Source organism: Salinadaptatus halalkaliphilus (assembly GCF_006543045.1).
Taxonomy (GTDB): domain Archaea; phylum Halobacteriota; class Halobacteria; order Halobacteriales; family Natrialbaceae; genus Salinadaptatus; species Salinadaptatus halalkaliphilus.
Genome location: NZ_RBZW01000077.1, coordinates 41,973 through 58,079, shown reverse-complemented (window position 1 = coordinate 58,079; position 16,107 = coordinate 41,973). Strand labels below are relative to the sequence as shown.

At 64.6% G+C, this 16,107-nt stretch carries 16 protein-coding genes; 4 read left to right on the top strand and 12 right to left on the bottom strand.

All coding sequences use genetic code 11. The annotated features are described in order from the left end of the window. Window positions 1-25: 25 nt before the first annotated feature. Window positions 26-1,072: a DUF1616 domain-containing protein gene (locus D8Y22_RS21975; protein ID WP_246084552.1), complete on the bottom strand. Its 1,047-nt coding sequence runs from the start codon at window positions 1,070-1,072 to the stop codon at window positions 26-28. Between the two features lie 191 nt (window positions 1,073-1,263). On the opposite strand from D8Y22_RS21975, the gene D8Y22_RS21970 reads away from it, so the two are divergent. Continuing rightward, a complete protein-coding gene (locus tag D8Y22_RS21970; RefSeq protein ID WP_141466776.1) occupies window positions 1,264-2,274 on the top strand; it encodes a lipid II:glycine glycyltransferase FemX in 1,011 nt (336 codons plus the stop codon). Window positions 2,275-2,351: 77 nt separating this feature from the next. Here the strand turns inward: D8Y22_RS21970 and D8Y22_RS21965 are convergent, their stop codons facing one another. Further along, window positions 2,352-2,789 (bottom strand): RDD family protein, encoded by a 438-nt coding sequence (locus tag D8Y22_RS21965; RefSeq protein ID WP_141466775.1) that lies wholly within the window; start codon window positions 2,787-2,789, stop codon window positions 2,352-2,354. Window positions 2,790-2,975: 186 nt separating this feature from the next. Here D8Y22_RS21965 and D8Y22_RS21960 point away from each other — a divergent pair, with 186 nt between their 5' ends. After that, the gene (locus tag D8Y22_RS21960) at window positions 2,976-4,589 is read left to right on the top strand and encodes an alkaline phosphatase family protein (protein ID WP_141466774.1); all 1,614 of its coding nucleotides are present in this window, start codon (window positions 2,976-2,978) and stop codon (window positions 4,587-4,589) included. A 16-nt stretch (window positions 4,590-4,605) separates the two neighbouring features. On the opposite strand, the gene D8Y22_RS21955 is transcribed toward D8Y22_RS21960, so the two are convergent. Continuing rightward, on the bottom strand, window positions 4,606-5,382 hold the full coding sequence (locus tag D8Y22_RS21955; RefSeq protein WP_141466773.1) for a hypothetical protein: 777 nt from the start codon (window positions 5,380-5,382) through the stop codon (window positions 4,606-4,608). A gap of 193 nt (window positions 5,383-5,575) precedes the next feature. Here D8Y22_RS21955 and D8Y22_RS21950 point away from each other — a divergent pair, with 193 nt between their 5' ends. Next, window positions 5,576-6,754 carry a tyrosine-type recombinase/integrase gene (locus D8Y22_RS21950; protein ID WP_246084551.1) on the top strand — a complete coding sequence of 393 codons (1,179 nt, stop codon included), beginning with the start codon at window positions 5,576-5,578 and terminating at the stop codon, window positions 6,752-6,754. Between the two features lie 107 nt (window positions 6,755-6,861). Here the strand turns inward: D8Y22_RS21950 and D8Y22_RS21945 are convergent, their stop codons facing one another. The 9 genes from D8Y22_RS21945 to D8Y22_RS21905 all read right to left on the bottom strand — a co-directional run bounded on the left by D8Y22_RS21945 (window position 6,862) and on the right by D8Y22_RS21905 (window position 15,196). Continuing rightward, the gene (locus D8Y22_RS21945) at window positions 6,862-8,331 is read right to left on the bottom strand and encodes a monovalent cation/H+ antiporter subunit D family protein (RefSeq protein WP_141466772.1); all 1,470 of its coding nucleotides are present in this window, start codon (window positions 8,329-8,331) and stop codon (window positions 6,862-6,864) included. 100 nt (window positions 8,332-8,431) lie between these two features. Then, the gene (locus D8Y22_RS21940) at window positions 8,432-10,234 is read right to left on the bottom strand and encodes a Na(+)/H(+) antiporter subunit D (RefSeq protein ID WP_141466771.1); all 1,803 of its coding nucleotides are present in this window, start codon (window positions 10,232-10,234) and stop codon (window positions 8,432-8,434) included. Further along, window positions 10,231-11,922: a proton-conducting transporter transmembrane domain-containing protein gene (locus D8Y22_RS21935; protein WP_141466770.1), complete on the bottom strand. Its 1,692-nt coding sequence runs from the start codon at window positions 11,920-11,922 to the stop codon at window positions 10,231-10,233. Before D8Y22_RS21935 ends, D8Y22_RS21940 begins: the two co-directional genes overlap by 4 nt. Then, window positions 11,915-12,301 carry a sodium:proton antiporter gene (locus D8Y22_RS21930; RefSeq protein ID WP_141466769.1) on the bottom strand — a complete coding sequence of 129 codons (387 nt, stop codon included), beginning with the start codon at window positions 12,299-12,301 and terminating at the stop codon, window positions 11,915-11,917. Before D8Y22_RS21930 ends, D8Y22_RS21935 begins: the two co-directional genes overlap by 8 nt. Further along, window positions 12,298-12,978, bottom strand: a complete 681-nt coding sequence (locus tag D8Y22_RS21925) for an MnhB domain-containing protein (protein ID WP_141466768.1) — start codon at window positions 12,976-12,978, stop codon at window positions 12,298-12,300. The genes D8Y22_RS21930 and D8Y22_RS21925 overlap by 4 nt, the downstream gene beginning before the upstream one ends. Further along, a complete protein-coding gene (locus D8Y22_RS21920; protein ID WP_141466767.1) occupies window positions 12,975-13,559 on the bottom strand; it encodes a DUF4040 domain-containing protein in 585 nt (194 codons plus the stop codon). Before D8Y22_RS21920 ends, D8Y22_RS21925 begins: the two co-directional genes overlap by 4 nt. Next, window positions 13,556-13,885: a monovalent cation/H(+) antiporter subunit G gene (gene mnhG, locus D8Y22_RS21915; protein WP_141466766.1), complete on the bottom strand. Its 330-nt coding sequence runs from the start codon at window positions 13,883-13,885 to the stop codon at window positions 13,556-13,558. Before mnhG ends, D8Y22_RS21920 begins: the two co-directional genes overlap by 4 nt. Continuing rightward, on the bottom strand, window positions 13,882-14,166 hold the full coding sequence (locus tag D8Y22_RS21910; RefSeq protein WP_141466765.1) for a cation:proton antiporter: 285 nt from the start codon (window positions 14,164-14,166) through the stop codon (window positions 13,882-13,884). Before D8Y22_RS21910 ends, mnhG begins: the two co-directional genes overlap by 4 nt. Then, window positions 14,159-15,196 (bottom strand): monovalent cation/H+ antiporter subunit E, encoded by a 1,038-nt coding sequence (locus D8Y22_RS21905; RefSeq protein ID WP_141466764.1) that lies wholly within the window; start codon window positions 15,194-15,196, stop codon window positions 14,159-14,161. The genes D8Y22_RS21910 and D8Y22_RS21905 overlap by 8 nt, the downstream gene beginning before the upstream one ends. A gap of 511 nt (window positions 15,197-15,707) precedes the next feature. On the opposite strand from D8Y22_RS21905, the gene D8Y22_RS21900 reads away from it, so the two are divergent. Continuing rightward, complete coding sequence (locus tag D8Y22_RS21900; RefSeq protein WP_141466763.1) at window positions 15,708-16,061, top strand: (2Fe-2S) ferredoxin domain-containing protein; 354 nt, start codon at window positions 15,708-15,710, stop codon at window positions 16,059-16,061. Window positions 16,062-16,107: the final 46 nt, after the last annotated feature.

Genomic DNA, 16,107 nt, shown 5'->3' with positions numbered 1-16,107 from the left:
GAGGCTGGTCGGCACGGTCAGGCGTCTACTCGTCGGCAAGCGCTTCAGGATCGTCCCCGATCTCGAGCCAGACGTAGCCGTAGCGGTAGGCGTTGTCGGTCGTGGGCGTGTCGGGGACGTCCCCGTCGTACAGCAAGACAGCGACGCGAACGGTGCCGCTCTCGGCGGTTGGCGTCACGTTGTGGTCGCCGTAGGCTGTCTCGCCGTCGGCGACGCTGTAGTCGGTCTCCTCGAGCGTCGTCCGATCGAAGACGTCGCCGTCGGCGACCCATTGTTCTTGAACGACGGCCGTATAGTCGGTCCGTTCGCCTTCTTGGTTTTCGACGGCGACCGTCAGCGCGACATTACCGTCCGAGTCGACGTGGTCGGGGTACTCGGCGGCGACGTACTCGCCCGCGTCGTCTTCGGTGAGCAACTGGAGTTCGGTGTACTGTTCGGCGTCTTGGGGCGTAACGAGCGCGTAGCCGACGCTCGTCAGCGCCACGAGCATGGCGACGACGAGCAGGAGGTTGACGGCAGTGTGGACGGCCGAGCCGGTCCCGAACAGTGACCGCCGGAGACCGCCAAGTCGTCGTCGGAGTCCGAATCGGTACCGATCCTCGGTCGGCGCTCGAAACCGTCGCATCGCCGCGACGAAGACGCCGCTGTAGACGAACGTACAGACGACCGTGACGACGACCGGTGCTGTAATCCCTCCCGACAGCGCGGCGATGGCCAGTCCGAACAGCGGAAGCAACGCGGCGCTGAGTCCGAACGCGAGCGCGAGCCGTTCGATGTCGCTGACCGGCACCGTCTGAGCGACGACCCCGCCCTCGTCGGCGGACTCGAGCGGTTTCGCACGCGGAAACAGGATCGCAACGACCGTGTATCCCGGTGCGAGAAAGAGTAGTGGCAATCCGACTGCGGTGCGGAGGAACGGCGAGGCGACATCGACGACGAGCAGGCAGACGGCGGCGACAGTGACGAACGAAACGGTTGCGACCAGATCGGTTGGCGTGATGTCCACGAGGCGGCTAATCCCCTGGCCGGTCGCGGTTCCGGAGCCGGTCGTATTGGTCGTAGTGTCTCTCATAGACAGTGGAGTTACCCGATCCTCGAGCGGTTCGGACATTGTTACTCAGCGCATACCCGTCGGAACGGACCCCATCCGACGAGGCGGTTCCGCGTCCGGCGGCCCCTTACAAAGTGCTCGTCGGGCGTGGGGCCGGGTATGGACCGAACACAGCACGACGGACCGAACGGCGCCGCCGGGTGGGGTCGGCGATGAGTATCGACGTTCGCGTCGCCACCGAGGACGATCTCGAGCGCTGGAACGGCTACGTCGAGCGCTCGCCCCAGGGAACGGCTTGTCACGAACTCGAGGCGCTTCGCGTGCAGGCCGACCACGCCGGCGCGACGTTGCACCCGCTGATCGGATTCAAGGGCCAGGAGCCAGTCGGCGTCTTCCCGGTGTTCGAACTCCGGAAGGGACCGGTTACGACGGTCTTTTCGCCCCCGCCACACCTCCGAGTACCCTACCTCGGCCCGGCGTTTCTGAACATGGGGAAACTCAAACAGCGCAAGCGCGAGAAGCGACGGAGCCGCTTCATCGACGGTTGTCTCGAGTGGATCACTGCCGAACTCGGGCCGAAGTACGGCCACGTTCGAACTGCGACCGGTGTCGACGACGTTCGGCCCTTCGGCTGGAGCGGCTACGAGACCACGCCGGAGTACACCTACGCCGTCGATCTGGGCCGCGACGAGGACGCCCTCCTCGCGTCGTTCAGCAGCGACGCGCGCCGAAACGTGACGAACACGGCCGACGACGCCTACGAGATCACGGTCGACGACCGCGAGGATAGTCGGCGCATCTTCGAGCAGGTCGAGCACCGCTACGAATCCCAAGGAATCAGCTTCGGCGTCCCCCTCGGGTTCGTCCTCGATCTGGCCGACGAACTCGAAACCGGTGCCGTCCGACCCTACGCCCTGCGCGTGGACGGGGCGTTCGTCGGGGGTATTCTGGCCCTCGAGTACGGTTCCCGGACGGGCCGGTGGATGGGGGGGGTTCGCACCGACGCCGACGTCGACGTGCCGACGAACGACCTGCTCGACTGGGCGATCATCTGCGACGCCCGCGAGCGCGGTCTCGAGACCTACGACCTCGTCGGGGCCGACAACCGCCGAATCAACCGCTACAAGGCGAAGTTCAACCCCGACCTCGAGACCTACTACAGCCTCGAGTACGGCTCGTGGGGGATGCAGACGGTGGCGTCGCTGTACGACAGTGTCAAGTGAGTGGGGGTGTCGATAGCGTGTATCGTCCCGCCGACGGTACCCGACAATCGAGCGGGGACGGAACTGGCAACGGACCGCTACGCGTGGACGACCGTCGTACCGCCGAGCATGTCACCGAGTCGCTGGTCGTCGTCGGTCGCCAGGATCAGAATGATGGCGACGAGCACCGGGAAGATGGCCGAGCCGCCGAGCACTTTCGTGATGTTTCGGATCACTGCACCCGCCGCACTACAGGGGCGACCGTCCACGTTCACGACGCGAATGCCGAGCATCATCTTGCCGGGCGTCTGGCCCCACGTCGCTTCGGTCCCGGCGTAGTACACCATCCCGAAGACGAGGCCAACCAAGCCACCGACTCCTTCCGCCGCTTGCGAACTCGGTGTCGACGGGAGGAGAAAAAACAGGGGGAGCAAGAGGGCGAGTGCGCCCAGGAACATGACGATTCCGTCGAGAAACCACGCGAGTCCGCGTGCGAGCAACCCAGCGTGATCGAGTTCAGGTCGTCTTGCTGTCATCTTTATCGATGTTCGATTCGAAGCACGTCACATAGGCTTTGTGTGATCGACCGATAGTCGGTGGCTGTTCGAAACCGGAGTGTCGCCGATTGTAGCGCCAATGGAACCGAACCGCTCCCGAAAGGACCGGATTCGCCTCGAGAACCCAATCCATAACCAAGGCACCTGCTCTCGGAGGTATCGACGATGGACGAACACACCTCCCTTCGAACGCTGCTTGTCGGCATCGACGCGGCCTGCGATCGGGTGCTCGCGCCGCTGTTCGACGACGACGAGGTCCCCACCCTCGAGTCGATCTACCGAGACGGGACCAGCGCCGGACTGGAGTCCCAGATTCCGCCCTGGACCGCGAGTGCGTGGCCGTCGCTCTACACGGGCAAGAATCCGGGCAAACACGGCGTCTTCGGCTTTCTCTCTTTCGAGGGCTACGAGTGGGACGTGGTCAATGCGACCGGCGTTCGCGAGCCGACGCTCTGGGAACTGCTGGATCGCCACGACAAGACCAGCGTCGTCGTCAACGCGCCGGTTACCCACCCAACGCGACCGTTCAACGGCGCGTTGATCCCCGGCTACACCGCCCCGGAGGATCCCGACTGTCACCCCGAGGGGCTGCTCGAGGACGTTCGCGAGGAAATCGGCGAGTACCGCGTCTATCCCGACGAGGACGCCGCCGACCTCGGTTCGGCCTACAGCGACTGCGTCCGCATGCGCGGTGAGGCGTTTCGGTATCTGACCGACCGCTTCGATCCCGAGTTCGGCTTCCTCGAGTTCCAGGCGACGGATTCGATCTTCCACGAGGAGCCCGACAACGACGCGGCGATCCGGGCGATCTACCGGGAACTCGATCGCCAGCTCGCGGCGATCCTCGAGCGCTGTGATCCCGACACCGTCGTCGTCGCCAGCGACCACGGGATGGGCCCCTATCGCGGCACGGAATTTCGCGTCAACGACTACCTCCACAGCGAGGGCTACGTCGAGACTCGACGCGGCGGCGACGGCATGCCGACCTGGGCGACGGTGCGAGACGACGCGCTCAAAGACGGCCAGGAGGCCACCGATCGCGAGGCGGGCGTGAGCGAGCGAGCGATGGTCAGCGCCGCTCGTCTCGGGTTGACGAGCCAGCGCCTCGGGGCCGTTCTCGAGCGTCTCGGCCTTGCCGACCTCGTCGCGAGCCACGCGCCGACGGGGATGGTCTCGGCCGGCGCGACCCAGGTCGATTTTCCCGAGTCGGACGCCTACGTCCGTTCACGGATCGAACTCGGCGTTCGCATCAATCTCGAGGGACGGGAGCCAAACGGCGTCGTCCCCGAGGAAGAGTACGAGGTCGTCCGCACGCAACTGATCGACGCCCTACGGTCGGTGACGACCCCGGAGGGAGAGCCGCTGTTCGCGGCCGTTCGCCCCCGGGAGGACTACTTCCACGGTCCCGAAAGCGATCGTGCCGTCGACATCGTCACCGTCCCCGCGGAGTTCGATCACTTCCTCTCGGCGACGCTTCGCGGGGAGGCGTTCGGCCAGCCGACCGAACCCTGGAACCACAAACTCGAGGGGACGATCGCCGTCCACGGAGCGGGTATCGACCACGCCCGCGGACTCGGTGACGCCCATCTCTTCGACATCGCACCGACGGTCCTTGCGACACTCGGTGTCCCAGCCGGCGATCGGATGGACGGGTCGGTCCTCCCCTGTGTCGACCCGGTCGGCGAACGGTCGTATCCCCGCGCCGACGAGCGCCAGTCCGTCGAGACCGCCGACGCAGATGTCGAAGCCAGACTCGCCGATCTGGGCTATCTCGAGTGACCTCGTTCGAGTGCCGTTACTCGCTGCGGTCGTACCGTTGTTCGCGCCAGGTCGTCCAGTCGTACATCCGCTCGAGTTCGCCGCCCTGCTGGCGGATCGCGACGGCGGTGTTGAACAGGAACGCGCCGACGAGCGTCGTGCCGACGATCCAGGCGGCGTCGGCGATGGCCGGGTCGACCTCGAGGATCCCGGTGAGGAGGTCGACGAAGACGACTGCGACGATACAGAGGATCGCCGGTAAGAGATGTCGTGTCAACGCCGCGATCGTCGTCCCCTCGTGGGCGCGGACGGTCTGGACGCCGTAGAAGACGGCCCACACCGACGTGACGATCCAGCCGACCGCGACGACCGGGCGGGTCCAGGTGGTGTCGACGAGGTAGGTTCCCCACCAGGCCAGGACGAAGACGGCGACGACGCCGTAATCAACCCAGACAGGGACCGGGCTCGAGCGACGGTCGCCGCCGGGTTCAGCCAGGTACATCGCCCGAATACCGAGTGCCAGAAACAGGATGAAAAATAGGATCGCGCCGTCTGTGAAGGGCTCGAGTTGCTCGCCTTCGACGGCCAGTTCGGCGATACCGGCGACGGCGTAAACGACGCCCGCACCGATACCAACGAGCAGGTACCACCACTCGTAGCTGACACCCGTCGCGAGGACGTGTCGAACGTACTGGGTGAGATAGTAGAGTAGAACGCCCGAGGCGAGTCCGATCACGAGCGACGCGAGCAGGCGAGCGATCGCGACCGTCTGGGCCGGTTCGCCAACCCCGACTGTGACCGAAGCGGTACTCATTAGGATAGCACTGTCAGCCCAACGATCATAAATCCTCTCGTGATTGTCACCGCTCGTCGTTTCTTTCTTCGACCACCATTCCGAAACACCGATTTAGCGGGCGCCCGCAGTAGCCGACGAGAGCGATGACCCGTGGCGACGATCACAGCCACCATCCTGTTCGACGGGATCTCGAACGCGCGGTGGTCCAGCCGTGACTGGCCCGTCGGACGGCAGTACGGACCGGCCGATCGCGATCGAGGACGCGATCGACATCTACCTCCAGCGCAAGGCCGTCGGCGACCCCGGTGGATCGGGTGCCGGCACCTACGCGGCAAACGCCGAGTCGATTCTAGGGCAGTTTGCGACCTGGATCGACCAGGAGCGAGCCGTCGACTCGATCACCGCCCTCGAGCCGGCCGACCTGCGTGCCTACGCCGGCGCCCTCAGCGAGCGGACCGATCGCGGCGAGTACACCGCCTCGAGTGTGACGACCTACTACGCGGTCGTCCGGGCGTTTCTCGCCTGGTGTGCTCGCGGCGGTATCATCGCGTCGAACCCGGCGACCGACGACCGCGCCGAGTCGGCGCTGCCGTCGCCCGAACCGAGCGATTCCGGCGATTCGTGGGCCCCCGACCGTCGTCGGCGCCTCGAGGCCGACGTCCGCGAACGGGCCGATGCTGCCGTCGCCGGGGAGCGAGACGACCGACAGCGTCGACTCCGGGAATACGCACTGGTCGCCGTCCTTGCCCACTCGAGTGCTCGGGGTTCGGAACTGTTTCGCGTCCCCGAGGACGACCGGCGGACCGGTGCGACCTGGGACGACGTCGATTTCTACACCGGCCGGCTGCGCGTTCTGGGCAGATCCCAGCGTCTCGAGGAAGTGACGGTACTGGGACCGGCACGGACGGCCCTTCGCCGGTACCGTGTCGTCCTCGATCCGCCGACGAACGACTGGCCGCTGTTTCCGACCCGTCACGCCCCCTCGATCGCCGCTCGCGTTCGCGAGGAACTCGCGGCGAGAGGCCACGACGACGGAGCGATCGAGGAGTTACTCGAGGCCAACACGGCGAGCGAACTCGCCCGCGAGCGAGCGATCGCACCGCCGGCGATCACGACGGAAGGTGCACGATCGGTCCTCAAACGGCTCTGTGAACGCGCCGACATCGAGGTCGACGGCGATTACCTGACGCCCCGTGGCGTTCGCAGCGTCCGGCCAGGACGCGAGGATCGACGCGAGGCCAGCCCGTCGAAACCCCAACTCCGAGCACCCCCAGTCGAGCGAACGATCGCGGTGCCGTACGATCGGCGGATCGTCGACGTAACCGGCTCAAGCGTGGACACCGATGCGAACTCGAGCGCTGACGGGACCACCAACTCGAGCGAAGAGTAAGGGCGAGATCGATTCGAACCGTCAGTTGGTGTGGAGTGGCGGAACTCGTTGTCGGTACAACCACGACTCCTGAAGGTTGTATCGGTGAATCGGGACAACGGATCGTATCAGACGCCCAGTTCGCTGACGGCGCTCTCGAGGAGCGCGTGAATGTCTGCGGAGACGAATCCGAGCGTCAGCCCGAGCGTCGCACCGATGATGATCGCGATCAGCATACCGTAGGTGATGGAGGCCGGATCGACGTCCTCGCCCTCGAATGGGTGGAAGTAGATCCGGTTGATAAACGGCAGAATGTAGCCCGCAGAGAGCAACGTGCTCCCCAAGACAAGCGCCGAGACGAGCCACAGGCCTTCTTGGAAGGCACCCAGCGCGATGTACCACTTCCCGACGAAACCGACCGTCGGGGGGAGTCCGATCATGGAGATACCGAGCACGGCGAAGGCGCCCGCCATCACCGGCGCGCGCTTTGCGAGGCCGGCGTACTCGTCGACGGTTCGGATGCCACCGAAGCGAAGGGCGAACATCCCCGCCAGGATGAACAGCGAGGCCTTGACGACGCCGTGGCCGAAGATCTGGAGCATCGAGCCAAAGAGTGCAGTATCGTTCGCGACGGCGATCCCGGTGAGGATGATCCCGAACTGCGAAACTGTCGAGTACGCCAACACGAGCTTGATGTGGTCCTGGAGGAGAGCGAAGAAACTGCCCGCAAAGAGGCTCAAGAGTGCCCCGACGAGTAGCAACTGCGAAATCGTCGGGTTGGCATCGAGGAATTCGGGCGTGAAGACGGTGAAGATGACCCGAGCGAGCGCGTAGACCGCGACAGCGGGCATCAGCGCGGAGATGACGGCACTGATGCCGTCGGGTGCGGAGGCGTGGGCGTCTGCCAGCCAGGTATGGACCGGAAACAGCGCGATCTTGATGGCCAGCCCGACACCCATTAGGACGAACGCCGTGACGACGACCGGATCGGTGTAGCCCGCATCGGCGATCAGCGGCGGCAGTTCCTGCATGGTCAGCGTCCCCGTCGCTGCGAGCACGAGTGCGACCCCGAGCAGGTAGAACGACGCGCCGACAGTACCGACCAGCAGGTACTTGAACGCGGCGTAGGTCGACCACCGGTACTTTGAGGACGAGACTAGGGCGTACGACGAAATCGCCATGATCTCGAGGAAGACGTAGAGGTTGAAGATGTCGCCCGTCAGCACGACGCCGAGCATCCCACCGGTCAACAGCAGGAAGCCGGCGTAGAAGCTGTTGCCGCGCGGACCGCCGATCCGAGTGTAGACGAGGACCCCGAGACAGATGAGAAGCGTGAGGATCACGACGAGCATCGAGAACTCGTCTGCGTAGAGCTCGATACCGAACGGGACCTCCACGCCGGCGAGTGCGTATCGAATGGCTCCGTTTTCGTAGATGACCCACGTGACCGCCACCGCGAGGGCGAACGTCGCCGAGAGGATCGTCGCAGCGAAGCCCCAGCCGACCTGCTTCCAGCGAAGGCTCGCGGCGACGGGTACTGCTGCCGTCAACAGCGGCAAGAGGACGACGGCAGCGACGAGCCACTCGAGGTGTTCCATCGTTATCGCACCCCCGTAGAGCCAGTTCTGGCGACGACGTGGCGTTCGTCCTCGCTGCGTCGGTCCGTCTCTGTCGTCGTGAGAGTGTTCGTCGTCATTGTTAGTTGATGAAGAGTGCGAATCCGAGCGCGAGCATGAGTACGCCGGTCGCGACGTAGATCGTCAGCCCGATACCGAGTTTTCCGCCGGTCTTGCCGGGCGTGCGCTCGACGCGTGTCTCGTATCGGTCCTGCCACCCCGTCGGGATGGCCGATCGGATCGCCGGCTCCGGATCGTGGGCCGTCCGGACCAACGCCCAGCCGGTCGAGACGACAATGTCGTTGACACCGTTGTAGAGCCCACCGAGTCCGCCCGAGAGGCCTTTCGTCCCGTAGAACGCGAGGGGGTTGTGTCCCCGGTCGACGTCGATACCGCCGTGGAAGGTCGACAGCAGGGGTTTCGAGACGACGAAGACGAGCAGCCCGCCGGTTGCGAGGGCGGCGACTTTCGTATACTGGTAGAGCGAGTACGGCTCTGCACCCCAGATATCGCCGAACGGGATGATCGCGTACAGCGCGGGATAGTAGAGCCCGAACCCGATACAGGTGGCGGCGACGCCTCCGGTGACGATGGCGTGCCCCCAGTCGGCGTCGGGCATCTCGATCGAGTCGCCGTCGAGGAAGGCGTAGTAGCCGAACTTCATGAACGAGGCGAAGGTGCCGATGCTGCCGAGGTAGAACATCCACTCGAGAGTCACGAGATTCTCGTGGATGACGGCATCGGTCAGCATCCCCTTGCTGATGAAGCCGTTGAATCCGGGGACGCCGGAAATCGACAGTGCACCGACGAGGAAGGCACCAAGGGCGATAGGAGCCGTGGTGCCGATCGCGCCGAACGTGTCGAGGCTCTCCTTGCCGATTTTGATGATGATGATCCCCGCGGCCATGAACAGCAGGCCCTTGTAGAGGATGTGGTTGAACAGGTGGGCGAAGGCGCCGGCGACGGCGAGTTCGGTGCCGACCCCGATACCGACGAGCATGAATCCGACCTGCCCCTGAATGTGATAGGACAGCAGCCGGCGCATGTCCTTCTGGGCCAGTGCGAAGGCTGCACCGTAGATCGCCATCGCGGCGCCCATGTACGCCAGATAGAGGTTGCCGTCGTCAGGGAACGCGCGATAGAACGCGTAGACGGCCGTCTTGGTCGTGTAACAGGCCAAAAACACCGACGTGGCGACGTGTGGACTCGGATAGGTGTCGGGCAGCCAGGTGTGAAAGCCGATGATCGCCGCGTTGATCCCGATCCCGACGCCAGCGAGTAACGCCGGCACCGAGACCGTGACGCCGGCGACCGCGACCTCGAGGCCGCCGATCCCAGTGCCGTCGAAGTGCAAGGCGGTCGGATCGGGACCGACAGCAAAGAGGTAGAGGACGATCGCTGATAGCAAGATGCTGCCCCCGATAGCGTGGACGAGGGCGTATCGGTACCCCGTCCGGATCGAGCGACCGCCAGAGAGCCAGACGAAGATCGTGCTGGCGATGGCCATCGCCTCCCAGCCGACGATCAGGCCGAGCCAGTCGCCGACCATGACCGTCCACAGCGAGGCGGTGACGTAGCCAAGCCCCCACATGAGGTGGCGATTACTCGTCTCGGCGAAGTAGGCGTAGGCGACCGCGAAGGCCCCGAACCCGCCGAAGATGATCGCCATCAGGCGCGTGAACTGATCGACCTCGAGGACGATGATCTCGAAGCCCATGAACGTCGTCGTCGGGCCGGTGCCGTCGGGAACCAGCAGCGCCCAGGCGACGACCGCAGCGAGCGACAGCGTCGCGAGGCCGTGTGCCAACCGCCTCGAGAGCAGCGGGACGAGGACGAGGGCGATGGCGACGATCAGCGCAGGCGGGAATGCGAGCAGTTCGTTCATTCGGGGCTCACCTCCCAGGCAGCTTCGACGATGCCCTCGATCAACTCGAAGAAGACGATGTGATCGGGAACGGTTCCGAACAGGACGACGAGTGTTGCTGTTGTCATCAGTGGAACGAGCATCAGGAGCGTCGTTTCGTCCAGCCAGCCCTCGGATCGAGTCCAGCCGTCACTCGGCGGGAGGTCGACGTGGCCGTGACCGTGGTCGTCGTGGTCGTCCCCGTGAACGTCGTCGCCACCGTCGGCGCGATACTCCTGGGACTTCTCCGGCGCGCCGCCGAAGGGGTTCTCGAGGACGGGTTTGCCGCCGTGGTCGCTGGCGGTCTCGAAGAAGGCTGTATAGATGATCGGCCAGAAGTACGCGACGTTCAACGCGCCGGAGGTAACGAGCACGGCGATGACGAGGAGATTACCTGCTTCGGCGCCACCGAGCAGGATGTGCCACTTGCTGACGAAGCCGGCGAGGATGGGGATGCCGGCCATGCTGAAGCTCGCGAGCGTAAACGCCGACATCGTGATCGGCATCCGCTTTGCGACGCCGGGCATCTCGCTGATGTACTTGAGATCGAGCTGGACGTACAACGCCCCGGCACAGAGGAACAGGGTCAGCTTCGCGAACGCGTGTGCGGGGATGTGGAGTAACCCGCCCATCAGCGCTGCGGGATACAGCAGCGAGAGCCCGAGGACGATGTAGGACAGCTGGGCGATCGTCGAGTAGGCGAGCCTGGCCTTGAGGTTGTCCTGGCGCAGGGCGAACAGACTCGCGATGATGATCGTCGCCCCTGCCAGAATCGCGAGCGGAACGCCCATCCCGATCTCGTAGACGACTTCCGGGCCGAAGACATCGATGACGGTTCGGGCGACGCCGAACGCGCCGGCTTTGACGACCGCGACCGCGTGGAGCAGTCCCGAGACCGGCGTCGGCGCGACCATCGCACTCGGCAGCCAGGCGTGGACCGGCATGACGCCGGCTTTCACGGCGAACCCGCCCGCCAGCAGTGCGAAGGCCCCGCGGGCGTACCACGGATCGGCTGCCGCGACCGCGGCGAGTCCCTCGATCCCGCCTCGAGTGAACGAGATCGTACTTGGGTCGGTAATCCAAAAGACGGCGACCATGCCGCCGAAGACGGCGAGCCCGCCCGAGAGCGCGTACGCGAGGTACTTGTACCCCGACGTGCGTGCCTCGGCGGATTCGTCGTGAGCGACCAACGGGTAGGTCGCAAGCGTCAGGATCTCGTAGAAGACGAGCAACACGAAGATATTCGCGGCGAAGGCGACGCCCAGCGCCGCGCCGACGCTGGCACACAGCATCGCGAAAAACCGCGTCTGGAACGGCTCATGGTGGCCGCGCATGTAGCCGATGGAGTACAGCGCTGTCACCACGTAGAGGCCACTCGAGACGAGCGCAAACAGCATGCCGAGTCCGTCGGCACGCAACTCGAGGTCGATGCCGTCGACGAACGTCCCGAGGTTGGTGACGTGGACGGTGCCCTCGAGGACGTCGGGGACCATGCTGGCGACGATGCCGAACATGGCCAGGGCCGCAAGCAGCGACCACGCCTCGCGGACGTTCGGCCGGTTCTTCGAGAGGAAGATCAGCGCGACGGCGACCAACGAGACCAGCAGGACGGCACCCGGTCGAATTGAGGCGACGTCGGTCGTCACGTTCGCGAGGACGGCCTCAGTCATCGTCGCCACCTCCCGAATTCGCCGACGTGGTGTCGTCGGCGGCGATGGCGGCTTCTATCTCGCGGGTATCGAGAGTCCCGAACTCGGCGTAGAGCCGGATAACGAGCGCCAGTGCGAGTGCCGTCAGCGCCACGCCGACGACAATCGCGGTCAGGACGAGCACGTGGACCAGCGGATTCGCGTGGGGTTCCTCGAAGCCGATGATCGGCGCCGTGGCACCGTCGACGTAGCCGATGGTCACGAGCATCAGGTAGACTGCGATCTGGGCGAAGTTGAGCCCGATGATCTTCTTGATGAGGTTCGGGTTGTCGATCATCATGTACAGTCCGATCAGGAAGAGCGCGAACGAGGTGAAGTAGTAGTGGTAGGCTTCGATCATATGGAATCACCGCCGTCTTCGAATCCGTCCGCGAGCCAGACGATGAGGCCGATGATCACGCCGGTGACGAGCGCGGCGATGGCGACCTCGACGAGCTTGACCATGTTCTCGACCGACAGCGGGAAGACGAACAGCTCGAGGATGTCCCCGCCGTAGACGATCGCGCCGAAGGCGACGCCGCCGAAGATGGCACAGCCCAGTATGAACAGCCCAGCGAGTGCCCGTTCGTCGAGCCACTCCTGGGTCGGTCCGAAGCCAAAGGCCATCGCGATCAACACGATCGAGGTGGCCATGACGACGCCGCCCTGGAACGCGCCACCTGGCAGACTCGTCCCGAACAGCGTCAGGTAGATCCCGAATGCGACGACCAGCGGCGTAATCGTCCGCGCGGCGGTTTTGACGACCGGGCTCTCGACGACATTGGCCGTCGTCTCGAGATCGCCGTCCCCGCGTTCCGGGCCGGTAGGAGTCGCGTCTTCGGCCACGTCGCCCGACCCGGAGGCCGGTTCCGCCGGCGACCGTTCGTCTGCCTCGTAGCCGTGGATCTCCTCCGTATCGGCGTCAGGATTCGCGTCAGCGCCGGCAGCATTCGTGTCCGATCGACCATCGGCAGCGTCGGTATCCGAACCACCGTCGGCCACGAGGTCGGCCCGGTCGTCGGTTCGGTCCCCGATCATAGGATATCCTCCCGCTGGAGTACGACGAGGATGCTCACCGCCGCGGCGAAGGCGACGATGAGTTCACCCAGGGTGTCTAGACCACGATACACGACCAGCACCGCCACGACGGCGTTCGGGAAGCCGGTCTCCTCGAGGGTTTCCTCGATGTAGTAGCCATAGGGCGTCTCCGCACCGTCTGCATACGTCGCTGCCACGGCGGGAGCGTTCTCGGCGCCGACCGGCGGCAACGAGAGGAACGTATACGCAAGCGGGACGGCGAGTGCGCCGACGACGGCCAGCGCAGGTAGGTTGAGCGACCGGAACGCGTAGAATCGACCGTCGGTGTCGTCTTCCGCCGAGGGATCGGACATCCCGGTGGTCTTGACGATGGTAATCAGGAACAACACCGAGGTGACGCCGGCACCGACGGCGGCTTCGATCAGCGCGACGTCGGGTGCGGCAAGCAGGACCCAGATCACGGCGATACCTAGGGTGAGCCCGGCGAAGGTGACGACCGCACCCACGACGTCTCGTGCGAACGCGACGAACAGTGCGGCGATGACGACGAACGCGATCAATCCTAACTCGAGCCAGATCATGCTGTTTCCTCCGACGAATCGTCGTCTTTGGTCGTCCAGACATCGATATCTCTGCTGTAGGCGGCGCGTGCGATGGCGTGGGCTGCCGTTGGATTCGTGTAGTAAACGAACACGACCAACAGCCCGGCCCGAAGTATCTCGCCAGCCGTTCCGAAGTAGAGCGCAACGGCGAGAATCGAGAAGCCGGCACCGAGGGTATCGGCCTTGGTGGCCGCGTGCGTTCGCGAGTAGATGTCGGGGAGGCGGATCATCCCGACCGCGGCGACGAACGTGAAAAAGACGCCGAGTGCCGCAAACGCGATCACGAGGGCGGTGATGAGCGTCATCGCCACTCCACCCCCTCACGTTCGTAGGTGAACCGACCGACGACGAGACTCAACACGAAGTTGAGCAACGCGTAGACGATCGCGATGTCGAGATAGGCCGGCTGATCGAGACCGGCAGCGATCAGTGCCAATACGATGACGATGCTCGTACCAATGACGTTGACCGCGACGACGCGGTCGTGGGTCGTCGGTCCGGCAATAACGCGGTACAGAACGATCGCGGCCAGTACGACGACGATCGCGGCAGCCCCGAGCAACGCCGTGCTCAGAAACTCACTCATCGGTCACACCTCCGTTCTCGTCCTCGAGGGCCGGCCCGAGGATCGCTTCGAAATCGCCGCGTTCCCCAGGTCCGGGAAGATCGGCCCCTTCGCTGCCATAGAAGAGGTATCGAACCGGCGCCTCGTGGACGCCCTCGAGAAGGTCCTCGCGGGCGCTCTGGTTGAGCGAGTGGACTAGCAGATGGTGGCCGTCGGCGTCGACGGTGAGCGTGCCGGGGGTCAACGTAATGCTGTTTGCAAACGCCGTCACGGAGAGCCCGCTTCCGACGGCGGCATCGACCCGGTCGAGACCGGGATCGATCGGCAAGGATGGATGCAAGACGACGTAGGCGAACAACACGTTCGCCTTGGTAATCTCCCAGAGCAGATACGGCACGAAGTAGAGGCCTCGAGCGACTGTCCCAGCGACCGGTCCGAGACGCGGCGTCGTCTCGAAGGCGACGTTTCGTAGGAGGGCGGCGGCGATCACCGCCGTTACGACGCCGGAAGCCAGCGCGAAGGGGTAGGTCGGGCCGCCGAGGCCGACGTAGAACACGAACGCGACGATGCCGATGAGACCGGCCCGGATCAGTTCCTCGCCCGTGGGCTGCCAGCCATCGGTTGCGACCGGTGCCTGTTCGAAATCGACGCCGGTTCGCTCGAGGATCGACTCGAGCGATTGAAGCGTGGGTGCCGTCGCGTCGATGGTGTAGTTCGGATCGAGGACGATCTCACCGATCCCGTTCGCAGCGGCATATTCGAGCAGACACTCGATATGCTCGGAGGGCGCAGCCATGTATTGATCGGTGCCCAGAAACGCCGTCGTCAGTGATAGATCGTCCGGACCGGCCTCCCGAGCACGTCGCTCGGCTCGCTCGAGCACCCGTTTGTCGACCTCGGCCGGCTCCTCGTCTGCATACCGGCCGGAGACGGTTCGAACGAGGTGGACGCCACCGTCTCGCTCTCGAGCGAGACCGATCGCGTGAGAGACCGTTTGCTCGAGCGTCGACGACGGTGCGATCGGAACCAGGATGGTGCCGTGGTCAGCCATCGGGGACACCCCCGGGACGGCACGTCGTCAGTATCGGCTGCCACGAGGCGTGGCCCGAGTTACTCGCGACCGACACTCGTCTCCGCCTCGAGTTCGCCCGCGGGGACCTCCGAAATCGGCTGTCGGTCGCAACGTTGCGTCGACAGCGCCTCGAAGGGCCAAACCGTCCCACGGACACCCTGCCAGATGACCGTCGTTTGCCACTCATGTCTCTATTCTCGTTAGTCGAGTCAAGCGGTACCCATAGGAAAACTATTTCGTTATCCGCCAGATAGGCTGGAGAATCGATAAATCCTATCCAATCGTTCGCGTATTTTTGCACTCGTTTGCCATTTCTATTGGAAGAGAAACGTTCGTCCGATATCGGCAGGATATCCTCGCTGAACCACCCGGCAGATTCCGTAGAGCAGCGTCTCCCGGTCGGGGATCGATCGTCGACCACAAGTATTACAACTAACGTTTCAGTAGTAAAATCTGAGTTGCATCTGTCGATCAGCCCTCCCCACACCATATGAACCGACGCACCGACGCCCAACGAGACCGGCTCGCAGCACACGTCTTCGTCTGTACGAACGACCGAGATTCCGACTACGCCTGCTGTGGCGACGTCGGCGCCGAAGCAACCGTCGACGCCGTCAAAGACTGGCTCAGGGCCCGAAACGCGTTCTGGTCGCCGATCGGCGTCTCGAGGACGGACTGTCTCGGCCTCTGTAGCGAGGGCGGCACCGCGCTAACGATCCAGCCGCGAAACGAGTGGTATAGCGACGTGCAACCGGACGACGTTCCCGATCTCCTCGCGGCCGAGTTCGGAGCCGACGCCGAGCAAGTTGCTGAGAGTCGGGAGACAGACCATCGCGACGCGTGAGCAGACGACCGACGTTGTGAGTCATCGGTAACGATTTTATCAGCGC

What these genes read in the sequence shown, in the direction of transcription:
- D8Y22_RS21975 (WP_246084552.1), bottom strand. Translation starts at nt 1,072, where the DNA reads ATGAGAGACACTACGACCAATACGACCGGCTCCGGAACCGCGACCGGC.
- D8Y22_RS21970 (WP_141466776.1), top strand. Translation starts at nt 1,264, where the DNA reads ATGAGTATCGACGTTCGCGTCGCCACCGAGGACGATCTCGAGCGCTGG.
- D8Y22_RS21965 (WP_141466775.1), bottom strand. Translation starts at nt 2,789, where the DNA reads ATGACAGCAAGACGACCTGAACTCGATCACGCTGGGTTGCTCGCACGC.
- D8Y22_RS21960 (WP_141466774.1), top strand. Translation starts at nt 2,976, where the DNA reads ATGGACGAACACACCTCCCTTCGAACGCTGCTTGTCGGCATCGACGCG.
- D8Y22_RS21955 (WP_141466773.1), bottom strand. Translation starts at nt 5,382, where the DNA reads ATGAGTACCGCTTCGGTCACAGTCGGGGTTGGCGAACCGGCCCAGACG.
- D8Y22_RS21945 (WP_141466772.1), bottom strand. Translation starts at nt 8,331, where the DNA reads ATGGAACACCTCGAGTGGCTCGTCGCTGCCGTCGTCCTCTTGCCGCTG.
- D8Y22_RS21940 (WP_141466771.1), bottom strand. Translation starts at nt 10,234, where the DNA reads ATGAACGAACTGCTCGCATTCCCGCCTGCGCTGATCGTCGCCATCGCC.
- D8Y22_RS21935 (WP_141466770.1), bottom strand. Translation starts at nt 11,922, where the DNA reads ATGACTGAGGCCGTCCTCGCGAACGTGACGACCGACGTCGCCTCAATT.
- D8Y22_RS21930 (WP_141466769.1), bottom strand. Translation starts at nt 12,301, where the DNA reads ATGATCGAAGCCTACCACTACTACTTCACCTCGTTCGCGCTCTTCCTG.
- D8Y22_RS21925 (WP_141466768.1), bottom strand. Translation starts at nt 12,978, where the DNA reads ATGATCGGGGACCGAACCGACGACCGGGCCGACCTCGTGGCCGACGGT.
- D8Y22_RS21920 (WP_141466767.1), bottom strand. Translation starts at nt 13,559, where the DNA reads ATGATCTGGCTCGAGTTAGGATTGATCGCGTTCGTCGTCATCGCCGCA.
- mnhG (WP_141466766.1), bottom strand. Translation starts at nt 13,885, where the DNA reads ATGACGCTCATCACCGCCCTCGTGATCGCGTTTGCGGCACTCGGCGTC.
- D8Y22_RS21910 (WP_141466765.1), bottom strand. Translation starts at nt 14,166, where the DNA reads ATGAGTGAGTTTCTGAGCACGGCGTTGCTCGGGGCTGCCGCGATCGTC.
- D8Y22_RS21905 (WP_141466764.1), bottom strand. Translation starts at nt 15,196, where the DNA reads ATGGCTGACCACGGCACCATCCTGGTTCCGATCGCACCGTCGTCGACG.
- D8Y22_RS21900 (WP_141466763.1), top strand. Translation starts at nt 15,708, where the DNA reads ATGAACCGACGCACCGACGCCCAACGAGACCGGCTCGCAGCACACGTC.